This is a genomic window from Thermus thermamylovorans, assembly GCF_004307015.1.
In the GTDB taxonomy this organism is placed as follows: Bacteria; Deinococcota; Deinococci; order Deinococcales; family Thermaceae; genus Thermus; species Thermus thermamylovorans.
This window is the reverse complement of record NZ_SIJL01000026.1, coordinates 1-15,384: the sequence shown is the minus strand read 5'-3', so window position 1 is coordinate 15,384 and position 15,384 is coordinate 1. Positions and strand designations below refer to the sequence as shown.

Sequence of the window (15,384 nt, the reverse complement as noted above, 5' to 3'; positions counted from 1 at the left end):
CGGGGGTAGTAGCCGTTCCTGCGCCCCCCGTGCACCTGCAAGAAGGCTGTCCGGTCCAGCTCCAGAACCGTCTGCAGAACCTCGGCTACTGTCTCCCGCACCGCTGCCCTCAGCAAGATCCGCAAGGTATCCTGGTCCACGGGGCACCTCCTCGTGCTAAGGTGTGCCCCCCTAGTAAACACGGACCCTTACACATACATCCTTACACGACCAAGCCCGGGATCAGGAAGAACCGGAGGGAGGCGAACATCGAGGCCGCCCCCCTCCTCCGGCCTTCCAGCCCCTTGAAGCCTCTTACACGCGAAGAAAGGCCTACCGTGCCGTGGCTACCCTCCCAGGATCCAGCGGAGAATCCTCCAGAGAAGCCCTTTGGGCTTGGCCCGGGAAGGCTCGGGCTTGGAGGCCTGGATCCCGGGGACGATGGGCCCGCCCTTTCTCGCCCACTCCAGAGCTTCCTTAGCCCTGGCGTCCACCCACCTCATCTCCGGGGTGCTGAGCCGGGGCTTGTAGCGGAAGGTGACCTTCAGGAGCCCCCTGAGCCTGGCCACGCCTTCCAGCGCCCGGTTCAGGTCCTGCCGCCCGTTGCGCTTCCCGTTTTGGAGGTGCTCCACCACGGACTCGTTGTCGCAGAAGAGGGTGACCTGGGTCCCGGGGCCCAGGGTCACGAGGACCACCTCCAGGGCCAGCTTGACCGCCATGACCTCCGCCAGGGTGGAGTCCTCCACGGGGAGGGAGAGGGAAGCGGAAAACCTTCCCCCGCCCTTGGCCTGCACGAGCCCGAGAACCGCCAGACCACCAACGCCCCTCTCGGTGTCCACCGAAGCGTCCGTGTACACCACTACCGGCTTGCTCACCTTCTTTCCTCCTTTCTCCTGCCGGCGAAAGAACGAGGCGGCCGGTTTCCCGGCCGCCCCTCTCGCCCAAGTTCTTCGCCTACTCGCCCTCGGCCAAGCCCAGGAAGGCCTCCAGGGCCACCAGCTCGTAGAGGTCGTCGCTCTCCTCCAGGGACTGGGTGAGGCCAAAGGCGGCGAGGTGGTTGGGGCCAAACCGCCTCTTCAAGGCCCGCTTGCGGCGCTTCAGCGCCTCCCGGACCAGGGCGGGGGCCCACGGGGGGAGGTCCAGGTCGGGATCGTGGAGGGCCTCGAGGTGGTCCCAAAGGGCGGTGCACACTAGGAGAAGCGGGGCCAGCGCGGGGTGCTTCTCCCAAAGGCTCCTCTCCAGGAAGCGCCGGAAGGCCTTCATCTCCTCGTAGACCTGGCTGGGGAAGTCCAGGGCGTAGAGCTCAAGCCACCCCTCCACCACCCGCCTCAGGTCGCCTTTGGTGAGCGGCACCAGCCTGGGTTCGGAGGCAGCGTCCTCCCGCACCCGAAGCTTCAAGAGGGGTTCGTCCTCCGCGAGGGGGAGGAGGCCAAGCAGGAGGCGGAGGAGGTGGAGCTTCACCCTAACCCGGCCCTCCAGAAACATCCCGGCCTCCCGTTCCAGCTCCTGGAGGGCTTCCGTCAGGCTCCACCCGTAGGCGAGGGGCGCCTCCGCAAGGGCCTCCAGAACCTCCTCGGGAAGCTCCGGCTCCGGGAGGAGGTCCACCTCGGCCTCCGCCTCCGGGGCCTCCCCGGGCTCGGGGTCCTGGTTCAGCACCCCGTCCGCCCAGTCTAGCCAGTAGCGGTGCTCCTCCAAGGCCTCCCGGTCCTCCCAGTCGAGGTCTTCTTCGATCTCCCAACCCATGTCGTCGTCCCAGAGCATGCTTTTCCTCCTTTCCGTTGAGAAGGCCGCCCGGCCTTCGGCCGGGCTAACCGCTTCCCCTTGGCCTGCGCCCGGGCTAGGCCCATTCCAAAGGGGGCTTGGGGGGGTACCCCCCTCATCAACCTCCAGGGGCCGTTAGGCCCACCCTTTTACTTCTCACTTCATTCCCTTTTCACTCCTTGGTCTGGGGCGGCCCTTCTGGGCCGCCCCGTGTTTTCTTAGCTTTTTATGGGGTGTGGGGGAAAACGAAAAAACCCCGCTCAGAACAGGATTTTCACGCGTTTTTCGCTTGAATTATGAAAGGGGGAAGAAACCTACCCTTTCTTAAAGAAGAGCCCTTCGCCCTGGCTCAAGAGCTTCTCCCGAGACTTCCACAAACTGATGTTGCCCCGGGCCCTAGACTCGGGAAGCCCGAGCTCGTCCGTGAGGTAGCGGAAAAGCTCCTCCTCCGAGAAAATCCGCCCGCCGAAGCGTTCCCGAGCCCTCTCGATGTACGACTCCCTGGACCTCTTGGAGGCCCTTTTAACCCCCTTGGCGCTTGAGGAGCTGGCCCGGCGGAGCCCCCTCACCCGCACCCGCAAGACCTCCTCCACCTCCCGCCAAACGTCGCCCCGGCCCCTCTCGTAAAGGAGGAGGCCCCAGTCCTCTTCCCCCTCCCGCTTGGGCTCGAGGCGGAAGATGTGGTCGGCGTTGGCGGCGATGGCCCCGGAGCCCCGGGGACCGCTGTTACCCTTGGTGGCGTGGTGGATGACCACAAGGCCCACCAAGGGCTCCCTCCCCGACGGCGAGATGGCCCGCTTGAGCCGGGCCATGACCTCGTCCATGGCCTTGGCCTCGTTCTCGCTCTGTTGGGGAGGAACCAGCTTGATAAGGGAATCCACCACCACCAAGGCAGGAGCCTTCTTCTCTTCGGCTAGACGCTGAATGGCCTGCAGGGCGCGCTCCAGCTCCCTCACGTCGTTGAAGGGAAGAATGTGCTCGGTGAGGCCCTCGGCCCCCAGGGTTTGGGCGTACTTCCTCAGGTGGGCGTACCGGGTCTCCGTGGCGTGGTAGAGGTAGAAGCGCAGGTCCAGGGGTGCCCTCACGCGCCAGGACCTGGAGCGCACCGCATCGCCCCCGTCCTCGTTCGGTGAATCCGGCGCGGCCCTCTCCCCATCGGGCCAGCCCAAGAGGGCCACCGCCGCCCGGCTCTTGCCCACCTTGGCCTCGCCGTAGAGGAGGGCCACCTCCCCGGCAAGAAGGACGCCGCTCAAGGCCCCCCCTTGCCAGACCTGTAAGATCGGCCTGGCGCCCTCCTCTTTGTCGCGCCGGCTCTTTAGTCTTCGGAGAAAAGAGCGGGCTTCCTCAAGGGTCATCCCGCCAGACGCCTTCGCCGCGGACAACTCGGAGGTGGATCCCATCTTGGAACCCCATGATATCCCGGGGAAAAGAGGCAGGCATTTAGACTGTAACCGTTATGAAGCCGAATGGGTCACCCCAGAACCCCTCCCCTGTGACCCCAGATCAGCTCCTCAAGAATCTCCAGTCCCTCCTGACCAGAGAAGTCTTCCGCCGCCTTCGGGAGGAAGGGCCCTACCTGGTTCAGGGCACCTTTGCCAACCATTCCCAGAAGGCATGGGGGAACTTTTACTACGGCGACTTCAAGGGAGGATCCACTTCCATCCGCCTCAAGGTTCCCCTAGGGATCACCCTCAGGGAGGGAAGGAGTTACGTCCTCTCCGTGACCCCGGAACTCGCCCCTTCCAACAAGGGACTTCCCTTCGTCTTCCAGGTAGAAGCCATCCACGAGGAAGCGGAGGCCTCCCCTACCCCGGAGGTCCGCTTGCCCCAGAGGAGCCGGGAGAAGGTGGACGTACGGGGATTTCTTATGGGCCTCCTCCGCAAGGGGGAAACCCCCGCTTTAGCCCTGGTGCTGGGGGAAAACGCCATTGTCCACAAGGACGTGGAGGTCTCCATGGGAAGCGCCCGGGACCGCTACCGGGTGGACCAGAGGCGGGTGAGCCTCGCCAACCCTGGGGCCGTGGCAGAAGCCCTCGCCCAGGTGGCGGAAGGGCCCTACCACCTGGTGGCCCTGATCCGGGGAGGAGGGGATCCGGAAGACTTAAAGCCTCTGGACGGCCCCGAGGTGTGGAACGCGGTGGCCTCCTGCCCCAAGCCCATCGTGGTGGCCCTGGGCCATGCGGCGGACACCCTGTGGGTGGAGGCCCTGGCGGACGAGGCCTTTCCCACACCCACAGCCCTAGGGCACTTCCTCAAGGAGGTGGTGGAGGCGGTGGAGCGGGAAAGAGAGGCCGCCAAGCTCTCCGATCTCCTGGAGCGGGCCCAGGAGGAGGCTAAGGCGGCGAGGACCGAACGGGATCTGCTGAAGGAAAGAATAAGGCGGCTGGAGCAGGAGCCCGCCCGCCTGGTTCAGGAAATGGACCGCCTGAGGCGCGGCCTTGCCCTGTGGCGGGGAGTTGCTCTCTTCCTCTTGGCTGCGGCAATCCTCCTTCTCCTCGCGAGGGGATGAAGCACAAAGGGCCCCCGGGGTGGAGGGGATTCCGAGGGAAGGCGGAAACGCCTATCGGTGGCGCAATTCTCCGCCAAAAAGCAACTCACCCTTGAACCTCTCCCCTCTTTGGCCCGGATAGGGAATGGGAGAAGCCGTGGCGAATCCGGCCGGGTAGGCTAAGAAGGTGGGCTTAAGAGCGCTCGGGCTTCTCCCCTGGTTGCTCGCCCTGGTCCTGGCCCTCGCCCCGGAGGGCCGGCTCCAGGGCCCAGTGGCCGTCCTCCGTGTGGTGGACGGGGACACGGTGGAACTTCAGGGCCTAGGGCCCGTTCGCCTCATCGGGATTGACGCCCCGGAGAGCACCTCCAACCACCGCACCTCGGGCCCCGAGGAGGTGCGGCTGGGCCTCGAGGCCAAGGCCTTCCTCGCCCGCCTGCTCCAGGGGAGGAAGGTGTGGGTGGAGCTGGACGCCCAGGAGCGGGACCGCTACCGGAGGGTGCTGGCCTACCTATACCTGGAGGATCCCAGGGGGGACTGGATCCACGGGGGGAGGCGGTTTCTTCAGGTGAACCTGGAGCTGGTGAGGGCCGGGTGGGCCGAGCCCTACACCGTGCCCCCCAATGTCCGCTACGCCGCCCTCTACCTCCAGGCCGCCCGGGAGGCCCGGGCCAAGGGGGTGGGAATGTGGGGAGGGGGGCAGGCCTCGAGGCCCCAAGGCCCCGCCCCGGACCGGAAAGGGTGCGACCCCGCCTACCCCACGGTGTGCGTCCCGCCGCCGCCCCCGGACCTGGACTGTAGGGACATCCCCTACAGGCGCTTCAAGGTTCTGCCCCCGGACCCGCACCGCTTTGACCGGGACGGGGATGGGGTGGGGTGCGAGTAACGGAGAAGGCAAGGGACGCCCAAGACCCAGAGCCAGGCACCGGGATGGGTTCCGCTCCCCTCAGGGAACGACCGCGCACGCCTCCACCGAGGTAGGGCTAGACCGAGAGTCCAGAGGCGTGATCCGGAGGCATACCTCCTCGCCCGCCAGCCCCCTGAGGGGCACCAGGGCAGTATAGAGGGGCCGGGAGTACTCGCTGGTGAGCCTAGTGAAAGGCAGGGAGATGGGCGTGTTCCCCACCCTGCCCTCCAGGGCGTACTCCTTCGCCCAGGTCCACTCCCCGTAGGTGAGGAGGAGGGTCTCCCTACCCGCCGGATCCAGCCGGAGGAGGGTCGTCTGGTCGGGGTAGCGGTAGCAGGCGCGGGTGTAGCTAACCTCGTAGGCCTCGCTGCCCTCCACCTGGAAGGTCACCCTCTCCGCCTGGAAGCCGGGGCCAGGGCAGGCCTTGGCGCGGAAGGTCACGGTGGCCGAGCCGCCGGCGGGGATCTCCTGAGAAGCCAGCTCGGCGCTTTGGAGCCACCTCCCCTCCAGGACCACGCCTGTGACCCGGGCGTCCACGGCCCCTACGTTGAGGAGTTCCTGGGGGAAGGTGTAGTCCGTGGTGTATGTGGTCTGGTGGAACCACCACCTGAGCCGGAGGAGGGGGGTGGCGTAGTAGAGGCGCACGGCCTCCACGTCCCCAGGGCTCAGACCATCCTTCTGCCCAAGGCGCTCTGGGGGGATGCCGTTCTTGGGCAGGATGGTGTAGCCCCCGTTCTTGGAAAAGGCCTTGGCGTGGTAGTGCATGACGGAGTCGTAGTCGTAGGCCTGGTAAAGCTTCCCCCGCCCACCGATCTTCGCGAACTCCCTCCAATACTCCTCCTGGATGTTCTCCCAAAGGATCTCCACGTACGCGTCCCGGTCGGCCCGGCTCTGCTCGTGCATGAAGCCGAGGGCGTGGAGGATCTCGTGGACCACGGTGCCCATGGAGGGAACCCCACCCTGGCCGCAGTAGACGTCCAGGTCCTGGGCCCCTCCCCTCTTCCCCAGGACCGACCAGCAGGTTCCCGGGACCCCGTCGCTGATGAAGCGGACGTAGTCGGCCTCGGTGGTGCGCGGTACAAAGCGGATGAGGGTTTTCTCCTGAACGTGGGCCAGGGCCTGCTGGATGACCTCCCTTTGCATCTGGCTCACGCCGGGGTCCACCTCGTAGGGCACCACCCCGTAGGGCCAGAGCCGCCCCCAGGTGAGGGGTTCCAGGGCGAGGCCCTGGGGGGTCAGGGCCTCAGGGCGCGCAGGGGCCCGGGGGACCAGGATGTCCCCCTGGACCACCACGTACCCAGGAGGGGCCCAAGGAACCCTCTGGCCCTCCACCTTCACCTCGCTCCCGTCGGGAAGCATGAGCCAAACCGGTTCCCAGGTGGGGGCCTCCCGGGAGACCCTAGGGGTAAGAGCGCACGCCGCCAAAAGCACAGAAAGGGCCGTCCACGCCGTCCAACGCCTCATCGCCTACCTCCCACAACCGGCCACGCACGGCGCGACCGCCAGGTGAAAGAGGGCGGTGCGCCTGAGGTTGCCGAGGGCCACCGTGAGCTCCGTGGGGGCGGAGAAGTAGGTCCAGACCTCGTCCGGATCCGGCCCCTGGAGCTCCAAGACCAGTCTCCCCTCCTGGGACCTCTCGGGAAGGAAACGGTACTGGACCTGGTCCACCCCGGTACCCACGAGCCGACCGGAGAGCTCTACCCCGTACGCCCCGGGAGGCGCCGAAAGGCCCCCCATGAGGACCAGCTCCACAACCAGCTCCGTCTTAGCCCCGGCGGGGACGACCACCGGGGAAGGAAGCTCGCCCAGCTGGAAGTCCCCCACGATGGGGGCAAAGGAGGCCTTCACCCGGGCATCCTCGTTAAGCACGAGGGCGCAGGCCCCAAATCCCGAGCAAGCCTCCCTCCACCCCGCAAAATAGTGCCCCTCATCCGGAAGGGCGGTAAGGGTCAAGGAGGTCCCCTTGGGAAACTCCCAGGTACAAGAGGTCCCGGAACGGCACGCCCTCGAGTCCGCCACCACCGCCCCGTTGCCCTCTAACTCAAGGGTCAGGGATGCTTTTTGCGGGGCGCTCACCGTGACGGTGAGGTCCGCCTCCTTGGTGAGGCTTCCCGAGGTGCCCCGCACCTTGATCCGGTAGGTGCCCGTGGGGGTGGAGGAGGCGGTGAGAGTGAGGGCCCGGCTCAAGAGGCTGGACCCCGTGACCTGGACGCTCGTGGGCGAGAGGGAAAGCCCCTGGGGTACCTGGTCGTGGCCGTTCACCAGGGAGAGATTGACCGTCCCCGTGAAGCCGTTCTGGGGGGTGACGGTGAGGGTGGTCTGGGCGCTGTCCCCCTGCTGGACCGCGAGGCTTGAAGGGCTCAGGGAGAGGGAGAAGGTAGGAGAAGGAGTGGATCCACCTCCACCCCCACCGCCCGAAGGAGACTGCATGGGGCAAGCAGTGAATAGGAGAACGAGCCCGAGACTCAGAGGTAGACGCCTGAGCTTTTCCTTCATAGCGCCCTCGCCTCCTTGGTAGCACTAAGAATAAAAAACTTCCACAGGGCTTCCGGGAGCAAGCCCTAGCCCCGGAAGCTCACCCCGCATCCGGGCCCTCCTCTTCACCCTCCTCTTCACGAGGATGGCGACCGACATCGCCCCGCCACTCCAGGGCCACCACCATCTCGGGCGTGTGCCCCCCTTCAGGATCCCGACCGACGATGTGCCCAAAGCGGGCACGAACCTCTTCCAGTACCGAGTCAAACCGCCCGTAGGCCTCCTCTTCGCCGTCCAGTTCGACCTGGGCAAGGCGGCGGAGAACGTACCGGGGGAGGCGCTTGTACTGGCGGATGTCCTTGATCAAGGCCTCGAGGAGAGCCACCTTCGTCTCGTCTCCCAACCGCTTGCAGTGCACCTTGGCCGTGTTCAGGTTGCGGAGGGCTTTCTGTTCGATGGAGTTCGAAGGAAAAGGCTCGGGCTCGTTCCGGGAAAGCGCTTTCTCCAGCTCTCGGTAAGCTTCCCAGAAGCGCGGGCTGGGCTCCAGCCGCGGCGTTTCGGGCTCGGCCTTGGCCTCCCCCAGGGCTTCGGGAAAGGGCACGGGCTGGATCTTCCTGTCCCCTTCCCTCGCGTAGGCGTAGAAACCGAGGCCCTTCCGGGCCACGAGGAGCACCCGCTCCTCTCCGGGGCGCGCGGCCTTCACCCGGTTGGGCAGGCGGGCGATCCTCTCCTCTATTCCAGGCTCGAGCGCCTTCACCCGCTCCCACTCCAGGCGCACCCAGGTGTCGAAGCTCTTCTCCTCCTCGGGAAGGTGGGTGAGCTTGCGGTAGACCATGGCGGGGCTCGGTTTCTCCTCGGAGGAGAGGATCTTGGCGTCCTCCCCAAGGGCCTTGTGGATCAGGAAGAGCTTGTGAGCGGCCACCTGGCTCGGGTCCACCACGCCCCTTCCCCTCTCTGTGGGAAAGAAGTGGTAGATGTGGAGGCTGTCGAAGACCTTCTGCCCGATGCGGTTGATCCGCCCCACGCGCTGGATCAAGCGGGTGGGGTTCCAAGGGATGTCGTAGTTGACCACGGTCCCCGCCCGGTGGAGGTTGACCCCCTCGGAAAGCTTATCGCTGGCGACCAATACATCGTAGTCGTCGCGCTGGCGTTCTTCAGGAACGGAGGCGTCGAAGTTGAGGACCGCCTCCCGGATCAGGTTCGCGCTTACCTGCCTTCCTACGGCGAGGACCCTGAGCCCTGAACCCCTCAAGCGTTCGGCGAGGTGCTCCACGGTGTCGGTGAACTCGGAGAAGACCACGACCTTGCGCTCGGGTTCTTTTTGAAGGCTTTCCCGGAGGAACCGCACGAGAGCCTCCGCCTTGGGATCCCGCTCGGGGTCGGCGAGCCTGAGTTTGGCGGCCTGGGCGTAGACGCGGGTGAGCAGGGCGAGGTCGTCCTCGATGTGGTGGAGGAAGAGGTCCTTTTGGGCGAACTCCTCCAGGCGGTACACCCGCTCCCGGCTTCGCTCCCCCCTGGCGATGGCCTCGGCGTCCTCCTGGAGGAGGAGCTCCAGGAACTCTTCCACCTCGATGGGCTCCTCCCCGGCCTCAAAGCGGGAGAGGAGCTTCTCCAGGCCGTCGCGCCCAAGGATGAAGTAGCCCGTTTCTTTGGCGAAACTGAGCGCCCTCTCGTGGGCCTTTACGAGCCGCTCCACCGTGCGGACGAAGGCCCCGAAGGAGCTCTCGAAGCGCCGGACCAGAAGGCGACGCATGAAGTCGGCGAGGTTCCGCTGGGACTCCACGGCGAAGATCTTCTCGGGGGACTCCTCTATCTCCTCCTCTTCCCCGAAGAACCCTTCCCGGTAGAGGGCGGGCTGGTAGATCGCCCCCTTGAAGGCCCCCTCGGGGCCGAACCACTCGTCCACTACCTGGTCGTAGAACGCCGACTGCTCGGGAGAAAGCTCGTAGAAGAGAGGCTTGGGGTCCTCCAGGCGGGAGAACTCCGGGAGGTGCTCCCGGTAGCGGGGATCCTTCACCAGGTCCAGCCGGTTGCGCCGCACCGTGACGGGGGCGAGGACCGAGCGGACCTCCCGGGCGACCTCCTCCAGGGCCTTTTCCACGAGCCTCGTGTCCACGGGAGGATCCCGGTCGAAGTGCGCCCGGTAGAGCCTCTCGGCCTTTTCCCGTCTCTTCCTGTCCCGGGAGCCGTGGTGGCGGAGGACGTAGCTGTAGGCCTTGAACCTCTCGGTGAGCTTGCGAAAGTACCCCTCGAGGTCGGAGGTGGGCCCCACCTTGGCGTTCCCGGGGACGGTGAAGAGTCTGAGGAGGGCGAAGACGTCCAAGGGGTAGTTGTTGTAGGGCGTGGCCGTGAGGAGGAGGACCTTTCTGCCCGCGGTGATGGCCTGGAGCAGGGCGTAGCTCTCGGTGTCGGGGTTGCGGAAGCGGTGGGCCTCGTCCACGATGACGAGCTCCACGTCCTTGCCGGGACCCTGGACGAAGGCGAGGGCCTCGTCCAGCTTGCCCGTGGAGAAGGCCCTCCAGTCGTAGAGGCCGAAGTCCTCCAGGTACTTCAGCCAGCCGTACTGGCCGCTCTCCCCGATGAGGCCGGGCGGGGCGATGACGATCCCCCGCCCCCCATGCTCCCGCGCCACGAGGGCGGCCACCACGGTCTTGCCAAGCCCCACCACGTCCGCGAGGATGGCCCCGCCGTATTCCTCGAGGATCCGGAGGAGGAGCTCCACGGCGTCCAACTGGTAGCGCAAGGGGCGGTACCCGATCCTCTCCAGGTAGAGCGCGGGGGCCTGCCTTTCCGGGAGGGCCTCCACCACGTCCAGGTAGCGCCTGAGGAGAAGGGCGTAGATCTCGAAGGGAGTGGGGAGGGCGGCGAGGGAGCCACGCTCCACGACCTCCTCGAGGCGGAGGACGTCCTCGGGGCGGAGGGGAACCGCGTTTTTCCAGAGCTCGTCGAAGTAAGCCTCGGCCTCCTCGAAGCCGTAGTCCCCGATCTCCACGTTGAACTCGTGCTGGCCCCTGAGCCCCGCGTGGGTGAGGTTGGAGGAGCCCGTGATGAACTTCCCTGGGCTCCCCAGGAGCCTCTGTTGCGGGGCGTCCACCTTGAAGAGGTAGAGCTTGGCGTGGTTGGGCTCGCGGGTCTTGCGGATCTCCAGTCTCTTCTCCTTGAGGAGGCCGAGGAAGAAGCGGGCCTGCTCGGGGAAGTCGGGCAGGTCCAGGCTGGGGTCGGAGAGGGCCTGGGCGAGCCCCTCCACCAGGGCCTGCGCCACCTCGCGCCCCGTCCCCCGAAACCCCTTGGCCACCTCGATAAGCCCCCCCGCGTGGCGGTCCACCCCCATGCCCACCAGGATCTTGAGCCGGAGGTCCGGGTTCTCCTGCGCCGCCTTGCGGAGGGGTTCGTAGAGCTCCTGCCAGCCCGAGAAGTAGAAGAAGCCCACGAGGAACTTGAGCTCTTTGGAGAAGCCGATGAGCTCGGTGAGGCGGGCGGCAAGGTCCTTGGTGGGGTGGTTGGTGATGAATCTCGCCATGGTCCTCACCGGGCCAACCAGTCCACGACGTGACCCAACTTAGTGGTCTTCCGCGTCTTGAGAAACCGCTCAAAGTCGAATTTCTCTTCCTTCCAATACATCACGTCAACAAGGGTGTCTCTTTCCGCTGGCTCGTTTGTCCGCCTCGGGTCCAGTTGGTGTCTGATAAGGACATAAGGCACGCCGAGCGCGTTCGCGAGCTCGGCTAAGATGTCGTGGGGGTCGTTTCTCCGGGGGCTCCAATTGTTCTCCACAGTGCGCTTGATTTCGACTACGGCCTTCGCCTGCTTCCAAGCCGCATCGGAGAAGATGAGCATGTCCACGTCTGTGATCTTCCACCCCCTGACCATGCGGTTCTCCCAAAGGTGGAACATGTCCGCCACCCCTTCCCTAGGCGGTTTGGGGGCTGGACCGCAGCCGATCCCTTTGAAGCCCACGCGTTCTCCAAACCAGTACACCAGGCTGCAGTCTCCGAACTCTCCCTCTCTCGAAGAGCTTTTTCCCGAGTGGTCTTCGAAGGTGAAGGCGACGCGGTAGGGAAGCGTGTCGCAACGTCCCGTATAGGCGAGGACCTTCCAGGGCGAGGGAGTCGTGTCAAAAGAGGAAAGCTTAGTGCGGCAAAACGCCAGAAGGTCGCGTTTCCACTTGCTGAACCTCTGAAGGTTCTCTCCCTTAGGGGGGTAACTAGCGTGGTGGCTCAGAAACCAGCCTTTCTCCGATTCCTTCCAGGACTTCCACGCGTTGAGGGTAAGCCCAGGTCTTCCCCCCACGAAGCACCTATCCCCTAGGTTTTTCAAGATAAACGAGGCTACGGCGTCAGTCTCGAGATGCACTTCTCACCTCCGGGCCGCCAAGGACCGCGCTGTCTTTACCCTTTCGGTGATCAACGCCTCAAGGGCTGCTCGTACCCCTTCTTCTTCCCGTTTGGAGAGGCCGAGGGCTTCCGCCCAGCCGCCACCCTCCCCAAGGAGCTCGGGCTTGGGCAAGAGTCCCATGGCGTACTCATAGACTGTGAAGTCGGCCAGCCCTCCACCCAGGCCCTTTCTCACGGAGATTTCCATATGGAGCTTGAAGAAGTCCGAGTCGAGAGCCGCGAACAGCCGCTCTTCCGAAACTCCCTCCTTGGGGTAGACACCGTAGAGCCGCTTGTCGATGAGGTAACCCCGCTTGTTGAAAGCGAAGACGTAGCGCTTGTCCACTCCTGCGGGAAGAACGACGCTGGGCGCCCGCTGAGGGCTGAGGCGCCACCACTCTGTTCTCCCTTTTAGGGTCGGTCGTTCGTGGAGACTGGCCTTTTCCCCGTGGGCCACATAGACCTCTGCGTGAGGCGTAAGCGTGGCGGGGAGAAAAAGCCGATACCCGGGAAGGCCGTCCAACTCTTCAATAGCCTTGGCCAAAGGAAGCAGGACGTCCGCTTCGAGGTAGCCCTCCCAGCCCACTTCGCTTCTCACGGCCACCAAAACCCCAGACGGAAGGCGCTCTCCCCTTCTCCAGTAGACGGCCTCCTCTTCCTCTACAAGAGCCTCCTCGTGGACCCTTCCGCACAGAGGGCAGACTGGGCGGTAGGGAAGCACCTCGAGGTAGAAGAAGTCGTTGGCCCCGGTGGTGAACCCGCGGCGCACTTCCGCCACCTCGGAGAGCCGCACCAACTTGTCCCCCGCCTTCTCCAGGACGTGAAAGTAGATGTCGGGGGCCCGGAGGTAGAGCCCGCCCCACTTCCCGCCCGCGTACTTGCCGTCTTCGTCAAGTCCCTCCTGAAAGAGCTCGGCGGCGGTCTTTGTCACCACCCTGGTGCTCTCGCCCTGACGGACCACTTCAGGAGCTTTCACCTCGACACCTCCTTAGACGCGAACCCTACCTGTCGGGAGGCCTCCAGCACCTCCTGCAGGAGGTCCACCTCCTCGAAGGGCTTCTGCACCGCCACGAAGAGGACAGGCCAGTCGGGGGGCACTTTTCTTTCGGGGTCCGGAGCGTGGGCCACGGTGATCGCCGTGTTCACGTCCGCCCGGAAGGAGCGCTTGACCCGGTTCTCGATCACGTAGCGGAGGGGAGCGGCCTCCAGGAAGACCCGTTGCAGCCAGGCCCCGTACTGCACGTCCAGCCAGGAGTTGGACACCACGAAGACGTGCACTCCTTTGGGGTGGAGGAGGGCCAGGGACCGCACGTAGAAGTAGGTGTACAGGTCGGAGCGGCCCGAAGGGGCGGGCGCCGTCTTTTCCGTGTAGGGGGTGGCGAGGAGGAGGTCCTCCTTCGCCGACCTCTGCAGGAGTTTCTTGTAAGTGCCAGGGTCGAAGCGACCGAAGAGGTCCCGGATCTCCTCCTGGCGCACATAGGGGGGGTTGCCGATCACGATGTCGAACCCCCCCTTGGGCCCGAGGAGGACCTCGGCGAAGTCCAGAAGGTAGAAGAAGGGGCGCTCTTCTTGTCTGAGGAGCTCCTCGATTTGGCGGTACCGTTCCTCGGTCTGCTCCGCTTCCCCCTTCACCAGAAGCCCCGGTTGCTGGCCCTTTCCCAAAAGGGCCCGCCAAGCGTAGGCCTCGAGGAAGGCCCGCTCCTTCTCCTCCACCTCCTCCCGGCTCACCCCCCGGTTGTGGAAGTAGTCCTCTTTGGCGGCCACCAGGGCCTCGTAAGCCTTGCGCACTTTCTCGTCCTTCAGCACCTCAGCCTCGGCGGGGAGCTTCACGGGGACGATCGTTTCTCCCAGGGTCTGGACCAGGGAGTCCCCGTGGGCCACCTTGAGGCCGAGGGAGGGGAGGAGGGGCTCCTTAGAGGCCTTGGCGCTGTCGGGGAGCTCCACGAAGTAGGCGAGCCAGAGCCTGAGCTCCGTCATCCACACCGCCCAGCCCAGGGCGTCCACCCCGTAGAGGTTCTGGAGGAGGCGCTTGCGGAGGTCCAGGGTGCGGGGCTCCCCGAGGTCCTCGAGGACCTCCTCCAGGACCTGGAGCATCCCCACGAGGAAGGCCCCGCTCCCCACGGCCGGGTCCAGGACCTTAGCCTCGAGGAGGCTCTGCTTGGCGAAGGCCCTTTCCTCCTTCGTGAGGGCCTCCACCTCCCCTCTCATGAGCCCGTAGGCCTTCTCCAGGGGAAGGCCCTGGCGGTGGAGGTGCTCGGCGAGGGCGAGGCGGCACATGAGGTCCACCTCCACCCGGGGCGTGTAGTGGGCCCCCACCTCGCCTCCCTTCCCCTCCACCCCGAGGTCGTTGATGAGACGCTCCAGGATGAGGCCCAGGAACTCGGGGTTGAGCTCCAGCTCCTCCTCGTAGCGGTCGTTCTCCTCCACCGTGAAGTTGTGGGCGAAGAGGAAGCCGAAGAAGTCCCGGACGGCCTCGTCCTTCAGGTAGAGGCCCCGGTCGTCCACGCCGGGCTTCGGGGAGAAGAGCTCGCCGTTCAAGTAGGGGGCTTCCTTCAGGGCCTTCTCCACCTCGGGAGGAAGGCCGAGGCCTGAAAGCTCCTTCTCACCGGGAGGGGCCTTGAGGGCGCGGAAGAAGAGGGGGGTGAGCCACTCGCGGTAGAAGCGGTCCTTTCCAAGGCCCACCGCCTTCTCGTAGCGCTTCAGGAGGTCCTGGAGGAAGTCCTCCCTTCCCCCGAGCCACCCTCGCTTCTGCACGAAGCCGAGGAAGATCACCCGGGCCACGAAGGCGAGGGCGAAGTCGCGCTTCTCTCCGGAAGAAGCCTCCCCCACCACCCCCCTGGCGAGCCTCTCTTCGAAGACCTCGATGAACTCCCGGTAGAACTCCTCGGTGACGGCCTCCACGCTGAAGATCTCGAGGAGTTCAGCGAGGGTCCCGGGCGGGTTTTCCGCCATGCGCCGGAGGCGCTGGAAGAAGGTCTTGTTGGGCTCCCCGGGGCGGGCGATGAGGCTGTGGCGCTTGTAGTGGGAGAGCTCGGGCTTCCTCGTTCCACGGTAGCGGGCGTGGACGAGGCTCAGACGGTAGGCGCCTTCCCCGTCGTAGAAGACGAAGAGCCCGGCGGAAAGCCCTCGCTCCACGAGGTAGCGGGCGGCGGGCTCCCAGTCCTTGCGGCGCTTTCTGGCGGCCTCCTCTACCCTCAGGGCCACCACGGGCACCTCGTCCTCGAGGTAGAGGTGGCCGAGGAGCTCGCCCGTGACCCCCCCGGGGAGGGAAACCGCCTCTTCCCGGGGGGCAAAGCTCCCTAAGGCGTCCAGGAAGCTGACGAGCCCTTCACGGCTGTAGGGAACGAGGTCATCACTCAGCAAGGCAAATCTACCTCCCTAACCCCCTTTTCGGATATTCACCT

At 65.6% G+C, this 15,384-nt stretch carries 11 protein-coding genes and 1 pseudogene; 2 read left to right on the top strand and 10 right to left on the bottom strand.

All coding sequences use genetic code 11. The annotated features are described in order from the left end of the window. The 4 genes and pseudogenes from ETP66_RS11290 to ETP66_RS11275 form a co-directional block, all read right to left on the bottom strand. Positions 1-182 (bottom strand): annotated as a pseudogene (locus ETP66_RS11290) (IS256 family transposase); the annotation flags it as partial. 144 nt (positions 183-326) lie between these two features. After that, positions 327-854, bottom strand: coding sequence for a ribonuclease H family protein (locus tag ETP66_RS11285; RefSeq protein WP_130842694.1), 528 nt, complete (start codon positions 852-854; stop codon positions 327-329). Between the two features lie 79 nt (positions 855-933). Next, positions 934-1,740, bottom strand: a complete 807-nt coding sequence (locus ETP66_RS11280; protein WP_130842693.1) for a hypothetical protein — start codon at positions 1,738-1,740, stop codon at positions 934-936. Between the two features lie 314 nt (positions 1,741-2,054). Continuing rightward, positions 2,055-2,993: an AAA family ATPase gene (locus tag ETP66_RS11275; protein ID WP_236630328.1), complete on the bottom strand. Its 939-nt coding sequence runs from the start codon at positions 2,991-2,993 to the stop codon at positions 2,055-2,057. 239 nt (positions 2,994-3,232) lie between these two features. Between ETP66_RS11275 and ETP66_RS11270 the strand changes: the two genes are divergently transcribed. Then, positions 3,233-4,249, top strand: coding sequence for an exodeoxyribonuclease VII large subunit (locus ETP66_RS11270; protein ID WP_236630327.1), 1,017 nt, complete (start codon positions 3,233-3,235; stop codon positions 4,247-4,249). Positions 4,250-4,415: 166 nt separating this feature from the next. After that, a complete protein-coding gene (locus ETP66_RS11265) occupies positions 4,416-5,111 on the top strand; it encodes a thermonuclease family protein (RefSeq protein ID WP_130842691.1) in 696 nt (231 codons plus the stop codon). 60 nt (positions 5,112-5,171) lie between these two features. Here ETP66_RS11265 and ETP66_RS11260 read toward each other — a convergent pair whose 3' ends face one another. The 6 genes from ETP66_RS11260 to ETP66_RS11235 form a co-directional block, all read right to left on the bottom strand. Further along, a complete protein-coding gene (locus tag ETP66_RS11260) occupies positions 5,172-6,596 on the bottom strand; it encodes a M12 family metallopeptidase (RefSeq protein ID WP_130842690.1) in 1,425 nt (474 codons plus the stop codon). Positions 6,597-6,599: 3 nt separating this feature from the next. Next, positions 6,600-7,562: a COG1470 family protein gene (locus ETP66_RS11255; protein ID WP_130842689.1), complete on the bottom strand. Its 963-nt coding sequence runs from the start codon at positions 7,560-7,562 to the stop codon at positions 6,600-6,602. Positions 7,563-7,707: 145 nt separating this feature from the next. Further along, positions 7,708-11,127, bottom strand: a complete 3,420-nt coding sequence (locus ETP66_RS11250; RefSeq protein WP_130842688.1) for a helicase-related protein — start codon at positions 11,125-11,127, stop codon at positions 7,708-7,710. A gap of 5 nt (positions 11,128-11,132) precedes the next feature. Further along, positions 11,133-11,924, bottom strand: coding sequence for a hypothetical protein (locus tag ETP66_RS11245; protein ID WP_145964259.1), 792 nt, complete (start codon positions 11,922-11,924; stop codon positions 11,133-11,135). Positions 11,925-11,963: 39 nt separating this feature from the next. Continuing rightward, positions 11,964-12,956: a hypothetical protein gene (locus ETP66_RS11240; protein WP_130842686.1), complete on the bottom strand. Its 993-nt coding sequence runs from the start codon at positions 12,954-12,956 to the stop codon at positions 11,964-11,966. After that, the gene (locus tag ETP66_RS11235; protein ID WP_130842685.1) at positions 12,953-15,343 is read right to left on the bottom strand and encodes an Eco57I restriction-modification methylase domain-containing protein; all 2,391 of its coding nucleotides are present in this window, start codon (positions 15,341-15,343) and stop codon (positions 12,953-12,955) included. Before ETP66_RS11235 ends, ETP66_RS11240 begins: the two co-directional genes overlap by 4 nt. Positions 15,344-15,384 lie beyond the last annotated feature (41 nt).